We start from the raw sequence: 22,652 nt of genomic DNA on the forward strand, positions 1-22,652 counted from the left end.
GTATTGGATAGTGAAGCTATCCAGCAACGGACAGTGGAACCGTCAGTCACGGAGTACCGGCCGAGGAGGCCCTCATGCATCCGATCGTGACCATCGTTCTCGGGAGCACCGTGCTCACCGTCGCAGGCATCGCCTTCGGAGGCACCTTCCTGCTACGCGTCGCCGCGGGCGGCGTACCCACCAACGACCTGCAGAAGACGTTCTTCCGTGCCGGTCACGCCCACGCGGGAGTACTCGTCACGCTGGGGCTGCTCATCGCCGTTCTCACGCACGTCGTGGGCGCATCACCCGGTTGGTCGGCGGCCGGCGCCATCGCCGTGCTCGTCGCCGCGATCCTGATCCCGGCAGGCTTCTTCCTGTCGGTTCTCGGGCCCGATCCGACGCGGCCCGGCCGGATGTTCGCGGCGGTCCGGCTCGGCGCCGTCTCCCTCACCGCGGGTGTGCTGATCTCAGGTGTCGCCGTGCTCGCCGCCGGAATCGCTGCCCTCTGAGGCGGGGACGCGCGCGATGTCCGTGTGCCGGGGACTCTCGGGGCCGGCGGTGATCGCGCGCGTCGCCGAGCGATCCAGGTGCGTGCGCGCGAAGGCCAGCGAACGCGCCAGCATCCCGGCGCGCTCCGCACGCGTCCGTGCGCTCTGGGTGCTGATCTCGAGCACCACGTGACCGCCGAAGTCGCTCGCGGCGAGCCGGCGGCACACGTCCGCACACGGCTGCGTGCCCGTTCCCGGGACGAGGTGTTCGTCGAGCGAGGAGCCCCGGCCGTCGGCGAGATGGAGGTGGGCGAGCCCCTCCCCCATCCGATCCGCGAGCGCGAGGGCGTCGGCCCCCGCGGTCGCGGTGTGCGACAGGTCGAGCGTGTAGTGCGCGAAACCGGTGTCGGTGGGGTCGAGTGACGGACTGTAGGCCGAGACCGCGCGGCCGGGACCGCGTCGGCGCAGACGTTCGGCGCCGCGATCACGACCGCCGAAGACGACGTCGGCCCTCATCGGGTACATGTTCTCGACCGCGACCACCACGTGGCTGTCGGCCTCGAGCGCCGCGACCTGGTCGGAGAATCCCTCCGCATAGCGACGCTGCCACCGGAAGGGCGGATGGACCACGACGGTCTCCGCACCGAGGATCTCGGCGACACGCACCGAACGGTCGAGTTTGGCGGCGGGATCGGATCCCCACACGCGCTGCGAGATCAGCAGGCACGGCACGTGTACGGCGAGCACCGGCACGCCGTACTCGCGGACCAGGCGCTCCACCGAGGTGGGGTCCTGGCTCACCGGTTCGGCCCACACCATCAGCTCGACCCCGTCGAAACCGAGATCGGCCGCGAAGCGGAACGCCGCTTCGGTGTTCTCCGGATAGACCGAAGCGGTGGACAGCCCTACCCGGATTCCCTGCGCGGTCGGCATCGGCTCACCCGGGCAGCAGGAACAACAGCGGCCCGAAGGCCACGAATGCTCCCACCGCGAGCGCGATGAGCTGACTCGTGATGTCGTCGGTGCGCCGCAGGACACGCACCAGCGCGACCAGGCCCACGATCACCAGCAGCGCGAGTGCGAAGGCGACCCACGGCATGAGGTCCCACAACCGCTCGAAGCCCTTGAAGAGCAATCCGCCCGCGACGATCGCGGCGACGCTCTCGCCGATCAGCAACGCCCACTGCTTGAGGCCACTGCCCTGCTCTGCATCGGTGGACTCGTCGTCCGCACTCTTCCGTGCCGAGTCGTCGGCGGCGTCGGACGTCGCCTTCCCGCCCTTGCCGCGGGACTTCCGCGACCGCGACGATGCCGATCCCTCGGAAGCGTCGGACGCGGCATCCGCAGCACCGATGGTGTCGGTGGAGTCGTCGGCGTCGGAACCGGTGCCCTGCAGGTCGCTGGCCGGGCCGGACAGCAGTCGAGGTTCGGCGACGTCGGCCTTGCGCACCGACACCGCAGGGGCGCTCGCCTTCTCGGACTTCTTGTCGGCGACCGCCGCTCCCTCACCGGACGGCGAGCCCGTCGCGACCGCTCCGAGATGCGCCCGCGCACGCCGCGGAAGCGCCTCGGGGCGGATGACCTCGGTCGGCGACTCGATCTTGGGTGGAGCCGCCGCGGCCGCCTTGGACGCTGTCTCCGTCGACGCAGCCGCCTTGGACGTTGCACCCGCCTTCGACACTGCATCCGTCGATGCGGGCGCCTTCGACACTGCGTCCGTCGATGCGGGCGCCTTCGAGGCCGGGCCCGGCGGTGTCTTCGCGGCGGGCGGTGTCTTCGCGGCGGGCGTCTTCGGGACGGACGGCGCCTTCGTGACGGCAGGCGTGCCCGTTCCGGCCTTCGGCGGGGGCGTCTTCGTCTCGACGGCGACCCGCGGGGTCACGGTGGTCTTCTCGATGTCGGACAGCGCGAAAGTCGCCGTCTTCGGCGTCTCGAGCTTCGGTGTCTCGCTGTTCGGGGTCTCGGCCTTGCGCGGCGCCGGGGCGACCTTCGGCGGGGTCCTCACATCGGTAGCCGCGGCAGAGGAAGCCGAATCCGACTGTCCGGCAGCACTTTCCGCGTCGGCGGCGGTGTGCCGCTCGCCCTTGCTGTCTGCGCGGTCGTCGGCCGCGCGCGTGATCGGGATCTCGCCCGTCAGTTCGGCGACGGAGATGCCGCCGCTCGCGCCTCGTCGGCGTCGTCCCCCGGCCCGCGTTCCCACCTTCTGGCCGTTACGCGCCAACAGCTCGGCCACGGAGATCTGCCCCGTGTCGTTGCTGCGATTCTCGCTCATCCGGTTGCCACCACCAGTTCGCCACCCATATCCGTATCGAGCTTCCGAAGAATCAGGCCTTCGCGCAACGCCCACGGGCAGATCTGCAGCGTCTCCACTCCGAGGGCACGCATGCTCGCCTCCGCGACGAGGGCGCCGGCGACGAGTTGCTCGGACCGGTCCGAGCTGACACCTTCGAGTTCTGCCCGGTCCGCCATGGTCATCCGGGAGATGAAGGCGATGAGCTGGCGCAGGCCGCTGGCCGTCAGGGTCCGTTGTACCCGCAGGCCGGCGGACGAGGGGGCCGCGCCGGTCAGGCGGGCGAGGGTCCGGAAGGTCTTGGAGGTACCCACACACAGGTCGGGGTCGCCCGCGTTGCGTATGACCTTCGCCGGCTCGGCGAGTTCGGCGTCGAGCCAGTCGCGCAGCGCCGAGATCCGGCGCTTGCCGGGCGGGTCCTCACGGAACCAGTCACGGGTGAGCCGTCCAGCACCGAGCTGGAGCGAGTAGGCGATCTCGGGGTCCTCGTCGCCGCCGAAGGTGAGCTCGAGCGAACCACCGCCGATGTCGAGGTCGAGGATGTTCCCGGCGCTCCAGCCGTACCACCGGCGCACGGCCAGGAAGGTCAGCCGCGCCTCGTCCTCGCCGGAGAGCACGTCCAGCGACACCCCGGCCTCCCGGCGCACCCGCTCGAGGACGGCCTCGGAGTTGCCGGCGTCGCGCACCGCGGACGTCGCGAACGCCATGAGCTCACCGCATCCCGAGGTGCGGGCGATGCTGGCGAATTCGGCGGTGGTCTCGACGAGCCGCTCGGCCCCCTTGGAGGTGATGTCGCCGTTGTCGTCCATGTTCTCGGACAGCCTCAACGTGGCCTTCGTCGAACTCATCGGCGTGGGGTGCCCACCACGATGGGCGTCCACCACCAACAGGTGAACGGTGTTGCTTCCGACGTCGAGTACCCCTAAGCGCACATCAATACGGTACTGGGTCTACCGTCGGGACCTGTGACAGCAGGTATGTCCCATGCCCCACACAAACTCGACCCGGCCCCCGAAGTCCCTCTCGACTTTCCTCGGGAATGGGTGGAGTTCACCGACCCCGACAACGACGAACACGTCATCGCTGCAGACATGACATGGCTGCTCTCGCGGTGGACCTGCGTGTTCGGCACTCCGGCGTGCCAGGGCATCATCGCCGAGCGACCCGACGACGGGTGCTGCTCGCACGGTGCGTTCCTGTCCGACGACGACGATCGCAAGAAGCTGGCGAAGGCAGTGAAACACCTCACGCCGGCCGATTGGCAGTTCATGGACAAGGGCCTGGGCAAGAAGGGCTACCTCGAAGAGGACGAGATCGACGACGAGCCCGCCCTGCGCACCCGCCGCTACAAGGGTGCGTGCATCTTCCTGAACCGTCCCGGATTCGAGGGCGGCCAGGGCTGCGCCCTCCACACCATGGCGTTGCGACGCGGCATCGAACCGCTCGAGATGAAGCCCGACGTGTGCTGGCAGCTCCCGATCCGGCGCACCCAGGACTGGGTCGAGCGTCCCGACGGCACCGAGATCCTGCGCACGGTCATCACCGAGTACGACCGGCGCGGCTGGGGTGAGGGTGGCCACGACCTCGACTGGTACTGCTCCGGCTCTCCCGACGCGCACGTCGGCGAGCGTCCGGTCTGGCAGTCGTACGCCCCCGAGCTCACCGAACTCCTCGGTGCGGCGGCCTACGACGAGCTCGCGCGCCTGTGCCGGCGACGCCAGGGGCTGGGGCTGATCGCGATCCATCCCGCGACGTCGGCAGCACAGGCGGGCTCCGGTGCCGGTTCCGATCAGGCCTCGAGCTTGTAACCCAGGCCGCGCACCGTCACGAGGTGACGTGGCTTGGCAGGATCCTCCTCGATCTTCGAGCGCAGACGCTTGACGTGGACGTCGAGGGTCTTGGTGTCGCCGACGTAGTCGGCGCCCCACACCCGGTCGATGAGCTGTCCGCGGGTGAGCACCCGCCCGGAGTTCCGCAGGAGATATTCGAGCAGGTCGAATTCCTTGAGCGGCATGGCAACCGGCTCACCGTTGACGTGCACGACGTGACGGTCGACGTCCATCCGCACGGGCCCGGCCTCGAGTAGTCCGTCGTCCGCCGCTACCTCGCTCTCGGTGTCGGCCCCGCGTCGCAGGACCGCGCGGATGCGGGCGATGAGTTCGCGCGCCGAGTACGGCTTGGTGACGTAGTCGTCGGCGCCGAGTTCGAGCCCGACGACCTTGTCGATCTCGCTGTCGCGAGCGGTGACCATGATGACCGGCACACCCGAGCGGGTCCGCAACTGCTTGCACACGTCGGTGCCGCTCATCCCGGGGAGCATCAGATCGAGCAGGACGATGTCGGCGCCCTCCCGGTCGAACTCGGCGAGGGCCGAGGGGCCGTCGCCGGCGATGGTCGTCTCGAACCCCTCCTTCCGCAGCAGGAAGGCGAGCGGATCCGCCAACGATTCCTCGTCCTCGACGATCAGCACACGCGTCACGAGCTGGTCCTCCGTCTGTTTCTCGATATCCGTCCGCCCGGGAGCCCGGGTGGGGTCTGCGTCACGATCCGACCACCTTCTCGGTGCGGTCGGCGGTGTGGTTCTCGTCGTCCTCGGCGTCCTCGACGTGGGCCGGGACGAGGAGGGTGAAGGTGGAGCCGGTACCGGGCTTGCTCCACAGGGTGATCTCGCCGTGATGGTTCGCGGCGACGTGCTTGACGATGGCCAGCCCGAGGCCGGTGCCTCCGGTGGCCCGCGACCGGGCCTTGTCGACGCGGAAGAAGCGCTCGAAGACCCGTTCCTGGTCCTCCTTGGCGATACCGATCCCCCGGTCGGTGACGGCCATCGCGACCTTCCCGTCGCGCAGCGACCTGCTGATCGTCACCGGTGAGCCGGCCGGCGAGTAGGCGATCGCGTTCTCGATGAGGTTGGTGAGGGCGCTGACGAGCAGCGTCCGGTCGCCGAGGATCTCGAGGCCGCTCGGCCGGTCGGTGCTGATGGTGATCGAGGCGTTCTCGGCGGTCAGGCGCGTGCGGTCGAGTGCCTCGTCGACGACGGCGTCGACGTCCACGACCTCGAGATCGGGCAGTTTCTCGGCGCCCTGGAGCTTGGAGAGGGCGATCAGTTCGGTCACCATGTTGCCGAGGCGCGTCGCCTCGCGTTGGACCCGTTCGCCGAAGTGACGGACGGTCTCGGGATCGTCGACGGATTCGAGCAGCGCCTCCGCGAGCAACGCCATCGCGCCGACGGGGGTCTTCAGTTCGTGGCTGATGTTGGCCACGAAATCGCGCCGGGTGGCCTCCATGCGGACGTGTTCGGAGTCGTCGAAGGCGTAGAGCACGACGAAGCGCGGGTCCTGGTCGAGCAGCGGCCGGACGGTGCAGCGCACCGCGACGGGCTCGCGGCCGAGCAATGCCTTCGCGCCCAGGTCGAGTTCGATCGACTTCCTCGTCTCGAGCACCTGGCAGGCGGCCACCCAGGCCCGGTCGTCGATCTGCCGGTTGCGGACGAGGCCGAGTTCCTCGGCGCGCGGGTTCGACAGGACGACGTCGTGGAACTTGTCGACCACCGCGATACCGGTCGACGCCCCGTGCACGACCCGGTCGAGCACGTCGAACATCGTGAGGTCGGTTTCGTCGCTACCGTGGGCCCGGCGCTGCACCAGCCTCCCGACGGCGACGGTGACGATCCCGCCGAGGACCGCTGCGACCACGGCCAGCAACACGGCCTGCGTAACACTCACACTTCGAATCGTAATGACACCGGTACCCCACCGGACAGCGGGTCGACGGCATTTCCCGCACGTCACACCCCATTTTTCGGGTGTTGGAGTGTTGTTCACCCTTTGTTCGCCCAGAACCGACCACTTCGCGACGGACCTGCACGAACGAACCGACCCCGTCACCGAACGGCAACGGGGTCGGGTCTCGCTTCCGTGGAGCTGCTACTTGGCGCCCTGGTTCGCGACCGCTGCCGCACCGGCAGCTGCGGCCTCGGGGTCGAGATAGGTGCCACCCGGGTTCAGCGGGCGCAGGTTCTCGTCGAGGTCGTAGCGCAGCGGGATGCCCGTCGGGATGTTGAGTCCGGCGATGTCGTCGTCGGAGATCCCGTCGAGATGCTTGACGAGCGCGCGCAGCGAGTTGCCGTGCGCGGTGACCAGCACCGTCTTGCCCGCGAGCAGATCCTTGGAGATCGTCGACTCCCAGTACGGGATGAAGCGGGCGACGACGTCCTTCAGGCACTCCGTCAGGGGGACCTCGTCGACGTCGGCGTAGCGCGGATCGGTGTCCTGGCTGTACTTCGAACCCGGCTCGATCGGCGGCGGCGGGGTGTCGTAGCTGCGACGCCACAGCATGAACTGCTCCTCGCCGAACTCGTCCTTGATCTCGGACTTGTTCTTGCCCTGGAGCGCGCCGTAGTGGCGCTCGTTGAGACGCCAGTCGCGGATGACGGGGATCCAGTGCCGGTCGGCGGCGTCGAGCGCGAAGTTGGCGGTGCTGATCGCGCGGCGCAGCAGGGAGGTGTAGGAGACGTCGGGAAGCACGTTGTGCTCGGCGAGGAGGGCACCAGCCCGCTTGCCCTCGGCGATCCCCTTGTCGGTCAGATGCACGTCCACCCAGCCGGTGAACAGGTTCATCGCATTCCATTCGCTCTCGCCGTGGCGGAGCAGAACAAGTGTTCCGATAGTCATGACCCAATCCTGACATGCACGGATGGCGATTTCGCCACGGGCGCCCCCCTTCGTGGGCTATATCTGACAACGCGTGTTGCCAGGAACACGGGAGTCGGCGCCGCGCACGACAGTTCGTCATCACCGACACACACGGGGGTTCGATGTCACACGGGGGTCGGCAGTCATATGGGGGTCCGCAGCCCGACGGACGTATGTCCCGCCGCACCGCCCTCACCGCTCTCGGGGCCCTCGGGGCCGCCGCAGCCCTGCCGGCCACGGCGAGCGCACAGCCGAGCCGCCGCGCGCCGGCGGTGCACTCCGGGGGACGCCGGGTCGCGATCCTCGGCGGCGGGATGGCCGGACTGGCCGCCGCGCACGAGTTGATCGAGCGCGGCTTCGAGGTCACCGTCTTCGAGCCGACCGCGCTCGGCGGCAAGGCGCGCAGCATCCCTTCCCCCGGCACCGCGGCAGGCGGCCGCCTCGATCTGCCCGGCGAACACGGCTTCCGCTTCTTCCCCGGCTTCTACCAGCACATCCCCGACACGATGCGACGGATCCCGTTCCCCGGAAACCCGAACGGTGTGTTCGACAACCTCGTTGCGGGACACGGCTTCCGGATGGCGATCCCCGGCGCGCCCGACCTCACCGCCCCGGCCTCCATCGCACCGCTGCGCTTCGACATCTACGACCCGCTGAGTCTCCAGGAGAGCCTGACGGCGGCCTTCTCCCTCGGCGGTTCGATCCCGCCACACGAACTCGCTGTCTTCATGCGCAAACTCGTCATGTTCCTCACCAGCAGTCTCGAACGTCGCAACGACCAGTGGGAACACGAGACGTGGGCGCAGACCCTCGAGGCCGACGGCAAGTCGAAGGGGTACCGCGAGATCCTCGTCTCCGCACTGACGCGACAGCTCGTCGCGGCACGGCCGCAGACGGTCTCGACCCGCACCATCGGCATCATGGGCCAGGCCTTCGTGTGGAACGCGATGGGCACCGTGCCGCAGTACGGACATCTCGACCGCCTGCTGTCGGCACCGACGAACGAGGCGTGGATCGATCCGTGGGCGCAGCTCCTGCGCGACCTCGGGGTGAAGTTCGAGATGGGCTGGGCGGCCGAGGCTCTGGAGATCTCCGGCGAACGGATCACCGGTGCACGGGTCGTCGACGGGTCGGGCAACCGGGCCCGCGCCGAGGCCGACTGGTTCGTCGCGGCCATGCCGGCCGAACGCGCCGTCTCGCTGTGGTCGCCCGAGATCCTCGCGGTCGATCCCGGCCTCGAACGGATGAACGCTCTGGTCACCGACTGGATGGTCGGCATCCAGTACTTCCTGCGCCGGCCCACCCCCATCACGCCGGGCCACGTCGCCTATCTCGGTTCGCCGTGGGCGCTCACGTCGATCAGCCAGGCCCAGTTCTGGCGCGGCGACTTCGCCCGACGATACGGCGACGGTTCGGCGCACGACTGCCTGTCGGTGGACATCTCCGACTGGGACACCCCCGGCATCCTCTACGGCAGAACCGCCAAGCAGTGCACGCCCGAGGAGATCGCCCGCGAGGTGTGGGCGCAGATGTCGGCCTGCCTCGAGGACGGGACGGGCGCGATCGACGAGAACGACATCGTCTCGTGGTTCCTCGATCCCGGCGTGAAGTGGGGAGCCGGCGGCATCACCAACGACACCCCGCTGCTCATCAACACCGCCGGGTCGCTCGCGAACCGGCCCGAGGCACACACCGCGATCCCGAACCTGTTCCTCGCGGGCGACTACGTCCGCAACGACATCGACCTCGCCACGATGGAGGGCGCGAACGAATCGGCGCGGGCGGCGGTGGGTGCGTTGCTGCAGACGGCCGGCTCCCCCGCCGCACCGCCGGCACTGTACAAGCTGCACGAACCGTCCGAACTGGAACCGTTGCGGCGCATCGACGCCGACCGGTACCGGGCAGGGCAACCGCACATGCTGGCCTGACGGTACGGCGAAGGGCGCGGCTCCGATGCGACGGCACCGGAACCACGCCCTCCGCGAGTCTCAGGCGTTCAGGGCACGCAGATCCTTCCGAAGGATCTTGCCCGCAGAGGATTTCGGCACCGTGTCGATGAACTCGACCTGGCGGACCTTCTTGTGCGGCGCGACCCGCGCGGCCACGAACTCGATGACCTCGTCCTCGTCGATCGTCGAATCCGGCTGCCGGACGACGAAGGCCTTCGGGACCTCCTCGCCCTCGTCGTCACGGACGCCGATCACCGCGGCGTCGGCGATCTGCGGGTGCGTGAGCAGCAGAGCCTCGAGCTCGGCCGGCGGCACCTGGTAACCCTTGTACTTGATGAGTTCCTTGAGCCTGTCGACGATCCGGACGGCACCCTTCCCGTCGACCGTGGCGATATCGCCGGTGTGGAGGAAGCCGTCCTCGTCGAGGGTGTCGGCCGTGGCCTCGGGATTGCCGAGATAACCGACCATGACGTTCGGCCCCTTGCACCACAGTTCGCCGGGCGCCGAAACACCGTCGCCGGTGGGATATTCGACTTCCTCGCCGGTCGCGGGATCGACGATCTTGCATTCCATGTTCGCGATCGTCGGACCCACCGAATCGAGTTCGGTCTCGTTGTCCTCGAAGGGAATTGCATGCGACACGGGCGACATCTCCGACATGCCGTAGCCCTGCCGGACGTTGCAGCCCAGGCGCTTCGCGACCGATCCGGCGAGTTCCTTGTCGAGCGGTGCGGCACCGGAGAAGACCGTGTGCACGCTCGACAGGTCGTACTGGTCGACGAGGGGGTGCTTGGCGAGCGCGACCGCGACCGGCGGCGCGATGAACACGTACGTGCACTTGTGTTCCGAGATGTAGGTGAGGAAGTCGACGAGGTCGAACTTCGGCATCGTCACCAGCGACGCGCGGTTGTACAGCGCGGCGTTCAGCAGCACCGTCATGCCGTAGATGTGGAAGAACGGCAGCAGTGCGAGCACACGGTCGTCGGCGGCGATACCCATCCGCGGGGTGATCTGGCAGACGTTCGCGACGAGGTTGCGGTGCGTGAGCATCACGCCCTTGGGCCGGCCGGTCGTGCCCGAGGAGTACGGCAGTACCGCAAGGTGGGTGGCTGGATCGAACTCGACGGCGGGAGCCGGTGAACCCTCGGTGAGTACGTCGCGCAGGGACGGATGGCCCTCGGCGCCGTCGAGCACGAAGAGCAGCTCATCGGGGATCCCGGCGGCCTCGGCGGCCTCCTTCGCCTGCGGCAGGAACGGGGACACTGTGAACAGTGCGACGGCCCCCGAGTCGTCGAGCTGCTTCGAGATCTCCCCGGCTGTGTAGAGGGCGTTGATCGTGGTCGCGGTGGCGCCGGACCTGAGGATGCCGTGGAAGACCGAGGCGAAGGCCGGCACGTTGGGTGCGAGCAGCCCGACGACCTTCCCCACACCGATGCCACGGGCGGCCAGCGCTCCGGCGACGGCGTCGATGTGGGCCACGAGCGTGCGGTAGTCCGTCACGGTGCCGGACGCGCCGTCGATCAGCGCGGGTCGATCGAGCTCGGACTCGTCGAGCGAACCGAACAGGAAGTCGTAGACACTCGATGCCGGGATGTCGACGTCGGGAAAGGGACTGCGGAAACTCATTACTCATCCTCCGAGCACTCTGCCGGCACGCCGTGCCGACTTTCGGTCGAGTTCACACTACCGCAGCGGCTGTGAAGCCCATCACACCCGCTGTGTGAGGATTGCGAGGATACCGTTCCCGGCGCGATTCGCCTGCCGGAGAGCACGAACCCCGCGTGCGACGGATCGCACGCGGGGTTCGGAAGCTGCTGGAGCTGCACTCACGATGTCGTGTGAGCTGCGCTCGCTACGCCCGAGGGCGCTGCGGTCAGAGGTACTGACCGCAGACCGGCCATGCACCGACGCCCTGTCCGGCGAGGACGTTCTCGGCGACGCGGATCTGCTCCTCGCGGGAGGCGTTGTTCGCGGTTCCCGAGCCACCGTAGGCCTCCCAGGTGCTCTGCGAGAACTGCAGACCGCCGTAGTAGCCGTTACCGGTGTTGATCGCCCAGTTTCCACCGCTCTCGCACTGCGCGACGGCATCCCAGTTACCGGATGCGGCGTTGGCGGTACCGGCACCCAGAGCGAACGGGGTCGCAACGAGTGCAGTGGAGGCAGCGAGGGTGCCCAGGGCGCGCTTGATCGTGAACTTTGCCATGTGGATGAATCCTTTCCGGCTGCTTGCGAGGCCCCCGACGCAATGGGTCCGCCACATGTGGGCTGGACGGTCGGTGCCGGCAACACGGTGCGGTGCTGGCGCACGCCCGGTCGCTCTCTCGCTCCACCCCTCGGCAGGTTGTGGATCCGACAATCCCGCGGGGGTGGAACGAGCGGCTGCGGGGCCGGTGTGTAACGCCCGTCGGTATCGGGCCTACATCGACGGTAAGGGTTCATCACGGCGAGGTCACGGGTCGGTTTTCCGGTACGCCTGTGCGAGAAACCGGACCGGCGATCGACAAAACCCCAGGTCGCGTCGCGGGAACGCACCGTTTCCCGGACGTTTCCAGCGGATTTCGATTGTGGGGATGGTCACACCCTACGGCCGTGCAGACCTCTCCAACCGGACATGTTCACGGCGAGATAACGGTGCCCGGCAACGCCGTCACCCGTTCGCTTCGCGCCGATCCTCGGGTTCGTCGTCGTCCACATCGGGCTCGAACGGCGTGCCGGTCTCCTCCTCGATGAGGTGACGGAACGGCTCGAGATTGCGCAACGGTTCGCCGCGCGAGACCCGCCACTCCCATTCGCGCTTGATGGACTTGATGAACCCGATACCGAGGATGATGTTGAAGTCGTGGTCCGCCGCCTCGAGGACCTGCCCGAGGACCGCGTCGATCTCCTCGGGGGTCACCGCGTGCGCGGCGATGCGGCCCACCAGATAGATGTCGCCGACCTTGTCGAGCGTGTACGCCACGCCGTAGAGGCGACGGTTGCGGCGCAACAGGTAGCGGTACACCGATTCGAAGTTCTCGTCCGGCTTGCGGCACACGAACGCCTCGACCCGCACACCGTGCTGTCCGACGCTGAGCAGGGTGGTCGTCTTCAGCTTCTTCTCGCCCGGGAGCTCGACGACGAAGTGCCCGCCCTCCTTGACGGAGAACTCGAGCTCGCGATCGCGCAGCGTCGATTCGATCAGTTCGATGAGCCGGTCGCTCATGCCGTGACTCCCCTCGTCCGTCGCAACTTCCACACTCCACGCTGCCGTCGCAGCGAGTGCTCGCCGGTACCGAAGGCGCGGTTGCGACGCATCCCGGCCCGTCGGTAACTGTCGAGCAGTCCTTCCGCGGTGTGTTCCCACGAGAAGGACTCCGCATGCACGGGCGCGGTCGCCGCGAATCGGGCGAGACGATCCGAATCGCCGACGAGCGACCGCAACGCCGTCGCCCAGTCGTCGATGCGGTGCCCGTCGACGAGCACGCCGGTCTCCCCGTCGCGCACGGCGACGCCGAGACCACCGACGTTCGCGGCCAGCACGGGCGTGCCGCAGGCCTGCGCCTCGATCGCGACGAGACCGAACGACTCCGAATAGCTCGGCACCGCAACGAGATCCGCAGCCCGGTAGACCTGGACGAGACGGTCCGGCGGCTGCGGCGGGAGGAAGGTGACCCGCGATGCGATACCCAGTGCGGACGCGAGTTCGATGAGCGCGTCGGGGCGCTCGAGACCCGTTCCCGAGGGACCTCCCACCACGAGCACCCGCAGCGGCATACCGGGGTCGTCGGCGAGTGCCCGCGCAGCGGCCTCGAGCAGTACGTCGGGGGCCTTGAGCGGCTGGATACGGCCCACGAACGCCACGACGGTCTCGCGCGGATCGAGTCCGAGCTCGGCGCGGGCGGCCGCGCGGTCGCCGGGCCGGTAACGGTTCAGGTCGGCGCCCGGTGCGACGACGTCGATCTTCGCGGGATCGGCACCGTAGATGCGTTCGAGCTGCCCCGCTTCGTCGGCGGTGTTGGCCACCAGGCGGTCGGACTCCGCGACGACCTGCTGTTCCCCGATCTGCCGCGCTGCGGGTTCGGGGGTGTCGCCCTCGGCGAGCGACGCGTTCTTCACCGCGGCGAGAGTGTGGGCGGTGTGCACGAGCGGCACACCCCAGCGGTCGCGGGCGAGCCAGCCGACCTGCCCCGACAACCAGTAGTGCGAGTGCACCAGGTCGTAGTAACCCTGCGGGTGTCGTGCCTCCTCGCGCAGCACGCCGGCGGCGAAGGCACACAGCTGCGTCGGCAGGTCGTGTTTGTCGAGTCCTTCGAACGGACCGGCCTCGATGTTGCGGACGAGCACCCCGGGCGCGGCCTGCTGGACGGCCGGATCGGCCGACGAGGTCGCGCGGGTGAAGATCTCGACTTCGACGCCGCGACGCGCGAGCTCGACGGCGGTCTGCAGGACGTACACGTTCATACCGCCTGCGTCCCCGGTTCCGGGCTGCGCCAGCGGCGAGGTGTGGACCGAGATCACGGCCACGCGGTGCGGGCGGCTGGGCTGGGACGTCACCCCTCCATACTGCCCTGCTGCCGATCTTCGCGTGTCGCCGCCTCCGCCGTCGCGGCGCGAGCGAACTCTCCGACCTCCGACACGAACCGGTGGGGATCCTCGACGAACGGACCGTGGTCGACGCCCTCCCAGATCGAGGTCGTGGCGCGACGCAACAGCGACGCCGCGTGGTGCGCCGCGGAGACGTCGACGACCGAGTCGGCGTCGCCGTGCAGGAGGAGAACCGGCACGTCCAGGCCGGCGAGCAGGTCGTCGTTACCGACCGCCCGGTCGAACAGCGCCGCACGGACGCGCGGCGGGGTGGACAGGCTCGCACCGAACAATGCCTGCGACACCGCGCCCTTGCCTTCGAGGAGAGCGCTGCCCTCGACGACGGGACCGGTGAGGGCGTTGCCGAAGGAGCCGAGCGCGCGCACCGCTTCCTTCGGGTCCTCCGACATCGCGGCGGGGATCGCGGCACGCATCGAGGCACCGACGCGTCCGCCCTTCTCGCCACGGCCGATGCTCGTGATGGCACCCACGAGGACCAGGCCCGCGACGGCTCCCGCGCCGTATTCGGCGAGATAGTCGCAGATCACCAGGCCGCCGTACGACCAGCCGAGCAGCACCGCCGGGTTCGTCTCGGAGACGTTCTCGGCGGCGAGCACCGCGGCGAGGTCGCCGGCCCACAGGCCGCGATCGGCATATCCGGTCTCGGGAGCCTGCGAATAACCGTGTCCGCGCAGGTCGACGGCGACCACCCGGAAGTCGCGGGCGAGCGCGTCGAGAACCCCGTCGCCCCAGCACCGCGACGACTGCGCCCACCCGTGGAGCAGCACCAGTACCGGTGCCGTCTCGGAGCCGAATGCGCGATAGACGAGGGAGGTGCCGTCGATACCGGCCACTTCACGAACTGCCATGCGCGTCACTCTAACCGTGCCCGCACATGGATCCCGCCGGCACAGGTGACCGCGAGGATGCCCGCGGCGACCGCCACGATATATCCGGTGCCGGCGTCGGTCCGGTCGATGACCTGTCCCACCAGCGCCGAACCCCCGGCGACACCGACACCGAGACCCGCAACCGTCCACGTGATGCTCTCGGTGAGCCGGTCGGGCGGCACGATCTGCTGCGTCAGCGACGTCGCCACGATCATGATGGGCGAGATCGCGCATCCGGCAACGAAGTACAGCACCGTGAGCATCGGCACCGAACCGGCGAGCAGCAACGGGCACAGCAGGACGGCGAGAGTGCCGGTGGCGGCGAACAACTGGCGGGTCGGAGCACTCGATCCCACCCGGCTACCGAAGATCAGGCCGCTCATCGCCGAACCCGTCGCGAACAGTGCGAGCGCGAAGGTGGCCGATCCCGGAGAGTTCTGTTCGGCCGTGAACGCGACGGCCGCGACATCGATCACCCCGAAGACCACACCCATCGCGACCATCACCACGACGATCGACAGGAGGACGGGCATGCGCAGGATGTTCGCCCGCGCACGGTCGTCGGTGTGCGGTTGCACGGGAGGCTCCGTGCTGCGCAGCGCCGCGAGGGCGAGGGTCCCGACGAGCAGCAGGACCGCGCCGAGCAGCGGACCGGCCTCGGGGAAGACCGCCACGCTCAGGCCCACCGACAGGACGGGGCCGACGATGAAGCACACCTCGTCGACCACCGCTTCGAGCGCGAAGGCGGTGCGCAGTCGTGGAGTGCCGCCGTAGAGCTGCGTCCACCGCGCCCGCACCATCGCGCCGATCGTGGGCATGAGTCCTGCCGGGATCCCGCAGACGAACAGCCATATCGTGGGCACCTCGAACCGGACGCCGGCGAGCATCGCGAGGGTGGCGACCGCACTGACGGCCGCGGCCGTGGGCAGGACCCGTCGCTGGCCGTACCGGTCGACCGCGCGGGAGACGATCGGGGTGAGCACGGCGTACGACAGCGCGAACACCGCGGACAGTGCGCCGCCGACCGCGTAGTTCCCCTCGAGCTGGGAGAACATCGTGACGATGCCGATCCCGACCATCGCGATCGGCAGGCGCGCCACGAATCCCGCCAGGCAGAACGCGGCTGCACCCGGCGCTGCGAACAACTCGCGGTACGAGCCGCCCTTCTCTCCTGTCACGTACTTCTCACGTTCTCTTCGGTCCGATCCGGTCCGGTCAACGTTATGGCCGACCGACCACGCGAGGTGCAGGTACCTCCCGGCCTCCGGACGTCGCTGCCCGATTCCGCACGTTCCGTGACGGGAACGGCCATGCTGGGTACATCCGGGGAACGGACAGGACGGATCTACGGAACGGAGCGGGCATGGCGGTGCACGAACGACACGGGCGGCTCTCACCGAAGGAACCCTCACCGAGGAGTCTGTGGACCCGTTACCGCGCGTCGGGAGCGGATCTGCCCTTCGGGAATCCGCTCGCCGCGCACGGCGTCGCGATGGAGGGTTACTTCTGGCGCTTCACCCAGCCCGGAACCGGCCGCGTCGTCATCGCCCTGTGCGGGGTCAACCGTGCGGACGACTCGGGAGGGCCCGGCTCGCACTGGGCGACCCTCGGCCTGGCCGCCCATCCCGGGGGTTTCCTGCGCACCGCCGCGCATCCGGTGGCCGCTGCCGATCCCGATCGGCTCGGCGCGTCGGCCGGCGACGTCTTCTGCGGCGACAGCGAACGCGTGTGGATGGATCTCGGCGACGACGCCCGTCTCGACATCCGGTTGTCGGATCTGCGGTCCTGGCCGCGACGCCGCTTCGGCGCGTCGAGTGTGTTCCATTCCGTCCCCGGCCTCAACCAGTACTGGCATTCCTGGCTGCTCGGCGGCCGGGTGGAAGGGCACGCGATTCTCGGCGACGAGAAGTGGGATCTGACCGGAGCCCAGGTCTACGGCGAGAAGAACTGGGGCAAGGGCGGTTTCCCCGAGTCGTGGTGGTGGGGTCAGGCACAGGGATTCGCCGACCCGCAGGCGTGTGTGGCGTTCGCCGGCGGGCAGGTGCATTCGGGTCCACTGCGCACGGAGGTCACGGCGGTCGTCGTCGCACTACCCGACGGGCGCATCGTGCGGCTGGGCAATCCCGTCACATCCCCGGTCCGGACGACGGTCACCGACGAGAGCTGGAACCTGCGCGGTCGCAATGCCCGTTGGAGCGTGGAGATCTCGGGAAGTTCACCCCTCGGAGCGGCGCACGTCCTGCCGGTCCCCCTGCCCGCGGAACGACGGAACGTCGCCGGTTCGATCGAACATCTCGGCGGTCGCATGACCGTGACGGTCCACGAACGCGGGAAACTGGTGTGGGCCGACGAATCGCACTCGGCCGCACTCGAACACGGCGGGCTGGACCGGGCCCGGGCGGAACTCGACCGGCGGGGCGCCGCTGCGGATGCGACGGACGCCCCACCGAGCGTGTGAATCCGACGGGATCGCTCAGAGTTCGGTGCGCTTCATCGCCGCGATCGGATCCGAGAACAACGAGCTGAGCGAGACGACACCCGCGGCGTGGGCCTGCACCCGGTTGCCGAAGCCGGTGATGCGGATGTCCTTGCGCGGCAGGGTGGTCGACACGGCGAACGCGCGGGCGACGTGCGGAACCGCGGCCGGGTACTCGGTGAAGGCCTGTCCGCCGAGAATCACGCGGTCGGGATTGAACAGGTCGCGCAGCATCCCGACGGTGCGGCCGAGCACGGTGGCCCGCTCGACGAGCAGACCGTGAGCGGCCTCGGAACCGTCCCGCGCGAGGCGGTAGAGCGACTGAATGGTGTCGTCGCCGTCGGCGAGGATGCCCTCGGCCACCGCGCGCTGCACGACCACCCGATCGCTCACCGTCGCTTCGAGGCAACCCGTGCCACCGCACGAGCACCGGGCCGACGAACCGGTAGGGAAATGCGTCACCGAACCCGGACCGCCGGCAGGGGTGTGCACCTTGCCGTCGAAAGTGATTGCCACACCGGCCGTCTCCCGAACGTAGAAGTACAGGCCGGTGCCCTTGGCCTCGGGGGCGTCGCGATCGGGGGTGAGGAGCAGCTCGGAGGCGGCCATCGCCTCGACGTGCGCGGCCACCGAGACCGGAAGCCCCATACCGCCACCGACGATCGCGCCGACACGGGCGTCGACCCAGCCGAGTCGCGGGTGCGTCACGACGGCGGTGTTCGAGTCCACCCGTCCGCCGAGTGCGACGCCGACCCACAACGGGGTGCGGCGGTGCCACCGTCCGGCAAAGGCCTTGGCGCTCGCGGTGATCGACGCGAGCGCGGCGTCCTGGTCGCCGGTGGGCGTGGGGACCTCGACGGCGCCGATGATGCGACCGCGCAGGTCACTGGCGACGATACCGGTGGTGACGGCACCGATGTGGATGCCGACCGTCAGGTACCGCTCGTGGTCGACCTCGACGGGAACACGCGGCCGGCCGACGGCGCCGGGTTCGGTCAGGTCGGCGCGCTCACGCAGCAGACCTGCCGAGAGCAGGGCCGACACCTGGCGGTTGACGGTGGCGATGCTCGCCCCGGTGACCTTCGCGATCACGTCGCGCGAGACGGGGCCGCGATTGGCGGCGACACGGAAGACCGACGCCCCGGTGCCGTCGGCGATACGCAGGTCCGGCGGAACGATCCTGACCGGGCTCGACACACGGGAGGTGCGGGGACGGACGACCGTCGCACGCGTGGATCCACGGACGGCGGAACCGGTGGCGCGACGAGGCGCGGACGACCGCGAGGGAAGGGAAACGGACGGCGAGAGAGTGGGAACCGACACGGCGCTGATCCTTGGCTGCTGATCCGGACGTGATGACCGGAGAACGGGCGGGAGACGATCGACGCACCGAGACCCGACGTGGAGAACACGATCGGAGACGGACCCGCACGACGAGGGCGGGATCGGTGCGGAGTTACTTTCCGCAGCAGCGACAACAGAGTTCGCGCGCCAGAGGCAGCCGTGATCCCAGCGCGGCGGTCACATAGGTGACCCGCGGTGCGGAGGTGTGGCCGACTGACATGTCGATCAAACTATCGCCCGAACCGCGTCGTGTCCAATCCTCACCGATCCGGTGGGAAACCTTCCTGCACGTCCCCGCGTGCGTGCGCGGTCTCCGCCGACACCGGGGCGAGCAGCAACGCCTCCCACGCGTCGACGAGCGCGGCGAGTTCTGCCGTGGTGGGTGATTCGCCTGCACGGTGACACCGCGCCAGCGCACCGACGGTGCCGGAGTAGACCAGCCGCAGACGCTGCCCCGCGATGTCGTCGGGCAACGGCCCGAGGAGGGTCCGTAGCGCGGAGTCGGACCGGCGGCCGCTCTCGGTTCCCGTCGGTCCGGTGACGCGGAAGCACTCGGCGAATCGGTCGTGGTTCGACAGCCGGTCGAGGAAGGCGACGTAGTGGTTGTTGCGGCCGAGCGTGCCGGCCAGGGGGCGGATGATCACCCACAGCAGGTCGCGTACCGAGAGGGTCTCCCGCGTCCGCAGCATCTCGGCGAGGAGCGCTTCCCGTTGGGAGTTCAGGGCGGGCAACCGGTGGGAGAAGACCGCCTCGAGCAGCCCTTCCTTGGTGCCGAAGTAATAACCGACCACCGACGAGTTGTGCTGTCCGGCGGCCTTGCGGATGTCGGCGAGGGTGACCCCGTCGTATCCACGGCGGGCGAAGAGCCGCTCGGCGGCTTCGACGAGCCGGATCCGGGTCTGTTCGCCCGAACTGTATCGACCGCGGATGGTGGTCATACGCCGCAGGGTAGCCGCACGGAGAGGACTTCGCAGGCCGGGACGTGCGGCGGCATCCGGTGCCCGACACTACGATTGCCCCATGAGCATCTCTCCCGATTCCCGCGTCGCCGTCGTCACCGGAGCTTCCTCCGGAATCGGCGAGGCGACCGCCCGCACGCTTGCCGCACAGGGCTTCCACGTCGTGGTGGGCGCACGCCGACTCGACCGCCTGCAGAAGCTCGCCGACGAGATCGGCGGTACCGCGCTCGAGCTCGACGTCACCGACGAGGATTCGGTCGAGGCCTTCACCACGGTGCTGCCGCGGGTCGACGTGCTGGTCAACAATGCCGGTGGCGCCAAGGGCCTCGCGCCCGTGGCCGAGGCCGTCGAGGACGACTGGCGCTGGATGTGGGAGACCAACGTCATCGGCACCATGCGCATCACCAAGGCGCTCATCCCCAAGCTCATCGCCTCGGGCGACGGCCTGATCGTCACCATCACCTCGGTCGCGGCCTTCGAGGCCTACGACAACGGCGCCGGTTACACCTCGGCCAAGCACGCGCAGGCCGTGCTGCACCGCACGCTGCGCGGCGAACTGCTCGGCCGGCCGGTCCGTCTCACCGAGATCGCGCCGGGCGCGGTCGAGACCGAGTTCTCGCTGGTGCGCTTCGAGGGCGACAAGGATCGGGCCGACAAGGTGTACGAGGGCATCACCCCGCTGGTCGCCCAGGACATCGCCGACATCATCGGCTTCGTCGCGTCGCGTCCGTCGCATGTCAACCTCGACCAGATCATCGTCAAGCCGCGCGATCAGGCCAATGCCGGCCGGTTCCACCGCGTCACCGACTGACCGACCGCGGTGGTGGGCGCGGCGAGGCGGTCGCGCCCACCACCGTCGGTACTGTCACGGGATATGCGCCAACGACGCCTCGCGCCCGGACCGCTGCTCGACGACGACGGGAGGCTCGCCGAGGCCGGCTGGAGCACCTCCGAGGTCCGCACCTACGACCGGCAGCGGGTCGCAGCGTCACGGTTCCGCATCAAGGAGTGGGACTACTACTGCGTCCTGGCCGACAGCGTGGACGGACCGTTCGGGATCGCGCTGACCGTCGCCGACAACGGTTACGTCGGGCTCCTCGGAGTCAGCGTGCTCGACCTCGCGGGTCGCTCCGAGACCACCGAGAACGCCCTCGTCCCCTTCCCGCTCGGCCGGATGCGCCTGCCGCGCACCGCCGACGGCGGCGATGTCGTCGTCCACCACGGCGGACTCCGCATCGAGTACCACCACGAAGGAACGGCCCGGCGGCTGGTCGTCGACCATCCCCGTTTCGGCGGCGGGCGCGGACTGTCCGGAGAACTCGTGCTCACACAGCCGTCCGACGATCGGATGGTGATCGCGACACCCTTTCCCCGCGCACCGAAGGCCTTCTACTACAACCAGAAGATCAACTGCCTGCCCGCGCAGGGCACGGTCACCGTGGATGGGCGGGAGCTGGTCTTCGATCCCGCCACCGCCTTCGGGGTGTTCGACTGGGGTCGAGGGGTGTGGACCTACGACAACACCTGGTACTGGGGGTCGGCCTCGGGGATCCACGAGGGTGTGCGATTCGGGTTCAACATCGGCCACGGCTTCGGCGACACCACCGCGGCGAGCGAGAACATGCTCTTCCACGACGGTGTGGCGCACAAGCTCGACCGCGTGCACTTCCATCTGCCCCGCGGCACCTACGACGGGGCCCCGTGGCGGTTCACCAGCAACGACGAGCGGTTCGAGATGGAGTTCGAACCGATTCTCGACCGCGCGGCCGACGTGAACGCCCTGCTCGTGCGGTCCACGCAGCACCAGGTCTTCGGACGGTTCACCGGCAGCGTCGTGCTCGACGACGGCACCCGGCTCGAGATCGAGAACCTGCTCGGCTTCGCGGAGGAGGTCCGCAACCGCTGGTGACGGGCCGGGCCGTCCGTCAGATCACGCAGTTCACGGTGACGGGTTCGGGATGCAGCCGCACCCCGAAGGCGTCCTCGACGCCGTCGCGCACCGTCCGCGCCAGCGCCACGAGATCCGCGGCCGATGCCGCTCCCCTGTTGGTGAGCGCCAGCGTGTGCTTCGTCGACAACCGTGCCGGTGCGTCGGCGGCGGGGAAACCCTTCGCGAAACCGGCCCGCTCGATGAGCCATCCGGCCGACAGCTTGGTGCCACCGTCCGCAGGGAACTGCGGGATGCGCACGTCCTCCCCCACCTTCGCCGCGATGGCCGCGAGCACCTGCGGCAACCGGTCGTCGGGGACGACGGGGTTCGTGAAGAACGATCCGGCGCTCCACGTGTCGTGGTCGTCGGCGTCGAGCACCATGCCTTTGCTGCGGCGGAGCGCGAGCACGTGCTCGCGGACCTGCGCCGCCGGCCGGCGTTCGCCCTCCTCCGCGCCCAGCGCGACCGCGAGCTCCCGGTATGCGAGGGGCGCGGACGAACCGTCGCTCCGCACGTCCAGTTCCACCTCGAGGACGACCGCCGCGTCGGTGTGCTTGAGGATGCTGGTCCGGTAGCCGAGACCGAGTGCCTCGGGGCCGACCCACGAGTCCTGTCCGGTTGCGCGGTCGAGCAGGCGGACGCGGCGCAGGATCGAGCCCACCTCGACGCCGTACGCCCCGACGTTCTGCACCGGCGTCGCTCCCGCGGAGCCCGGGATGCCCGACAGGCATTCGAGTCCGCCGAGGCCGGCCTCCACGGTGGCCGCGACGACGGCGTCCCACCCGGCTCCCGCGTCCACCCGGACGTGGTCGTCGCGGAGGTCGACACCGGTGGTCGCGACACGCACCACGACGCCGTCGAAACCCTCGTCGCCGATGACGAGGTTGGAGCCGCCCGCGAGGAGCAGCAGCGGCACTTCCTGCTCGTCGAGCAGGCGCACGACCTCGATCAACGACGCGGTGGACGTGCATTCGACGAGATACCGGGCAGGGCCGCCGAGCCGGAGGGTCGTGAATTCCGACAGCGACACCTGCTCGGACACCGTGGCTCCCGTTTCGACGAGCCGGGCCCTGGTACGTGGATCAAGCAC

At 69.2% G+C, this 22,652-nt stretch carries 21 protein-coding genes; 6 read left to right on the forward strand and 15 right to left on the reverse strand.

Annotation, left to right across the window (positions count from 1 at the left end):
* Positions 1–74: 74 nt before the first annotated feature.
* A complete protein-coding gene (locus ACWPOC_RS22750) occupies positions 75–491 on the forward strand; it encodes a hypothetical protein (protein WP_016693729.1) in 417 nt (138 codons plus the stop codon).
* Here ACWPOC_RS22750 and ACWPOC_RS22755 read toward each other — a convergent pair.
* From ACWPOC_RS22755 to ACWPOC_RS22765, 3 genes are read right to left on the reverse strand one after another with little or no spacing between them, the layout of a single operon-like run.
* Entirely contained in the window at positions 450–1,403 is a 954-nt protein-coding gene (locus ACWPOC_RS22755) for a sugar phosphate isomerase/epimerase family protein (protein ID WP_120280066.1), read from the reverse strand. The two genes, ACWPOC_RS22750 and ACWPOC_RS22755, sit on opposite strands and share 42 nt — an antisense overlap.
* A gap of 4 nt (positions 1,404–1,407) precedes the next feature.
* Positions 1,408–2,742 (reverse strand): hypothetical protein, encoded by a 1,335-nt coding sequence (locus tag ACWPOC_RS22760; RefSeq protein WP_120280067.1) that lies wholly within the window; start codon positions 2,740–2,742, stop codon positions 1,408–1,410.
* A complete protein-coding gene (locus ACWPOC_RS22765) occupies positions 2,739–3,692 on the reverse strand; it encodes a Ppx/GppA phosphatase family protein (RefSeq protein ID WP_120280068.1) in 954 nt (317 codons plus the stop codon). Before ACWPOC_RS22765 ends, ACWPOC_RS22760 begins: the two co-directional genes overlap by 4 nt.
* 45 nt (positions 3,693–3,737) lie before the next feature.
* On the opposite strand from ACWPOC_RS22765, the gene ACWPOC_RS22770 reads away from it, so the two are divergent.
* On the forward strand, positions 3,738–4,568 hold the full coding sequence (locus ACWPOC_RS22770) for a hypothetical protein (protein WP_174247121.1): 831 nt from the start codon (positions 3,738–3,740) through the stop codon (positions 4,566–4,568).
* On the opposite strand, the gene ACWPOC_RS22775 is transcribed toward ACWPOC_RS22770, so the two are convergent.
* The 3 genes from ACWPOC_RS22775 to ACWPOC_RS22785 form a co-directional block, all read right to left on the reverse strand.
* Positions 4,550–5,239 carry a response regulator transcription factor gene (locus ACWPOC_RS22775; RefSeq protein WP_006552355.1) on the reverse strand — a complete coding sequence of 230 codons (690 nt, stop codon included), beginning with the start codon at positions 5,237–5,239 and terminating at the stop codon, positions 4,550–4,552. The genes ACWPOC_RS22770 and ACWPOC_RS22775 overlap by 19 nt on opposite strands.
* 61 nt (positions 5,240–5,300) lie before the next feature.
* On the reverse strand, positions 5,301–6,482 hold the full coding sequence (locus tag ACWPOC_RS22780) for a sensor histidine kinase (RefSeq protein ID WP_120280070.1): 1,182 nt from the start codon (positions 6,480–6,482) through the stop codon (positions 5,301–5,303).
* A 201-nt stretch (positions 6,483–6,683) separates the two neighbouring features.
* Positions 6,684–7,430, reverse strand: a complete 747-nt coding sequence (locus ACWPOC_RS22785; RefSeq protein ID WP_060650675.1) for a phosphoglyceromutase — start codon at positions 7,428–7,430, stop codon at positions 6,684–6,686.
* A gap of 194 nt (positions 7,431–7,624) precedes the next feature.
* Between ACWPOC_RS22785 and ACWPOC_RS22790 the strand changes: the two genes are divergently transcribed.
* Positions 7,625–9,379: a hydroxysqualene dehydroxylase gene (locus ACWPOC_RS22790; protein WP_230791067.1), complete on the forward strand. Its 1,755-nt coding sequence runs from the start codon at positions 7,625–7,627 to the stop codon at positions 9,377–9,379.
* Positions 9,380–9,439: 60 nt separating this feature from the next.
* On the opposite strand, the gene ACWPOC_RS22795 is transcribed toward ACWPOC_RS22790, so the two are convergent.
* The 6 genes from ACWPOC_RS22795 to ACWPOC_RS22820 all read right to left on the reverse strand — a co-directional run bounded on the left by ACWPOC_RS22795 (position 9,440) and on the right by ACWPOC_RS22820 (position 16,031).
* Positions 9,440–11,026 carry an AMP-binding protein gene (locus ACWPOC_RS22795; RefSeq protein ID WP_120280072.1) on the reverse strand — a complete coding sequence of 529 codons (1,587 nt, stop codon included), beginning with the start codon at positions 11,024–11,026 and terminating at the stop codon, positions 9,440–9,442.
* Between the two features lie 247 nt (positions 11,027–11,273).
* Entirely contained in the window at positions 11,274–11,603 is a 330-nt protein-coding gene (locus ACWPOC_RS22800) for a transglycosylase family protein (RefSeq protein WP_006552360.1), read from the reverse strand.
* Positions 11,604–12,047: 444 nt separating this feature from the next.
* Complete coding sequence (locus tag ACWPOC_RS22805) at positions 12,048–12,602, reverse strand: type III secretion system chaperone family protein (RefSeq protein ID WP_230791057.1); 555 nt, start codon at positions 12,600–12,602, stop codon at positions 12,048–12,050.
* Positions 12,599–13,933 carry a D-inositol-3-phosphate glycosyltransferase gene (gene mshA / locus ACWPOC_RS22810; RefSeq protein ID WP_060650672.1) on the reverse strand — a complete coding sequence of 445 codons (1,335 nt, stop codon included), beginning with the start codon at positions 13,931–13,933 and terminating at the stop codon, positions 12,599–12,601. Before mshA ends, ACWPOC_RS22805 begins: the two co-directional genes overlap by 4 nt.
* A complete protein-coding gene (locus ACWPOC_RS22815) occupies positions 13,930–14,832 on the reverse strand; it encodes an alpha/beta fold hydrolase (RefSeq protein ID WP_455409368.1) in 903 nt (300 codons plus the stop codon). The genes mshA and ACWPOC_RS22815 overlap by 4 nt, the downstream gene beginning before the upstream one ends.
* A 5-nt stretch (positions 14,833–14,837) precedes the next feature.
* A complete protein-coding gene (locus tag ACWPOC_RS22820) occupies positions 14,838–16,031 on the reverse strand; it encodes an MFS transporter (RefSeq protein WP_455409369.1) in 1,194 nt (397 codons plus the stop codon).
* A gap of 185 nt (positions 16,032–16,216) precedes the next feature.
* On the opposite strand from ACWPOC_RS22820, the gene ACWPOC_RS22825 reads away from it, so the two are divergent.
* Positions 16,217–17,311: a tocopherol cyclase family protein gene (locus ACWPOC_RS22825; protein WP_120280074.1), complete on the forward strand. Its 1,095-nt coding sequence runs from the start codon at positions 16,217–16,219 to the stop codon at positions 17,309–17,311.
* A gap of 15 nt (positions 17,312–17,326) precedes the next feature.
* On the opposite strand, the gene ACWPOC_RS22830 is transcribed toward ACWPOC_RS22825, so the two are convergent.
* Positions 17,327–18,652, reverse strand: coding sequence for an ROK family protein (locus tag ACWPOC_RS22830; RefSeq protein WP_455409370.1), 1,326 nt, complete (start codon positions 18,650–18,652; stop codon positions 17,327–17,329).
* Positions 18,653–18,933: 281 nt separating this feature from the next.
* Positions 18,934–19,611 (reverse strand): TetR/AcrR family transcriptional regulator, encoded by a 678-nt coding sequence (locus ACWPOC_RS22835; RefSeq protein WP_455409371.1) that lies wholly within the window; start codon positions 19,609–19,611, stop codon positions 18,934–18,936.
* 82 nt (positions 19,612–19,693) lie between these two features.
* Here ACWPOC_RS22835 and ACWPOC_RS22840 point away from each other — a divergent pair, with 82 nt between their 5' ends.
* Positions 19,694–20,443: an SDR family NAD(P)-dependent oxidoreductase gene (locus ACWPOC_RS22840; RefSeq protein WP_120280077.1), complete on the forward strand. Its 750-nt coding sequence runs from the start codon at positions 19,694–19,696 to the stop codon at positions 20,441–20,443.
* A gap of 63 nt (positions 20,444–20,506) precedes the next feature.
* Entirely contained in the window at positions 20,507–21,541 is a 1,035-nt protein-coding gene (locus tag ACWPOC_RS22845) for a DUF2804 domain-containing protein (RefSeq protein ID WP_120280078.1), read from the forward strand.
* 16 nt (positions 21,542–21,557) lie between these two features.
* Here the strand turns inward: ACWPOC_RS22845 and ACWPOC_RS22850 are convergent, their stop codons facing one another.
* Positions 21,558–22,652: a UDP-N-acetylmuramate dehydrogenase gene (locus tag ACWPOC_RS22850; protein ID WP_120283586.1), complete on the reverse strand. Its 1,095-nt coding sequence runs from the start codon at positions 22,650–22,652 to the stop codon at positions 21,558–21,560.

Source organism: Rhodococcus sp. 5G237, assembly GCF_053764735.1.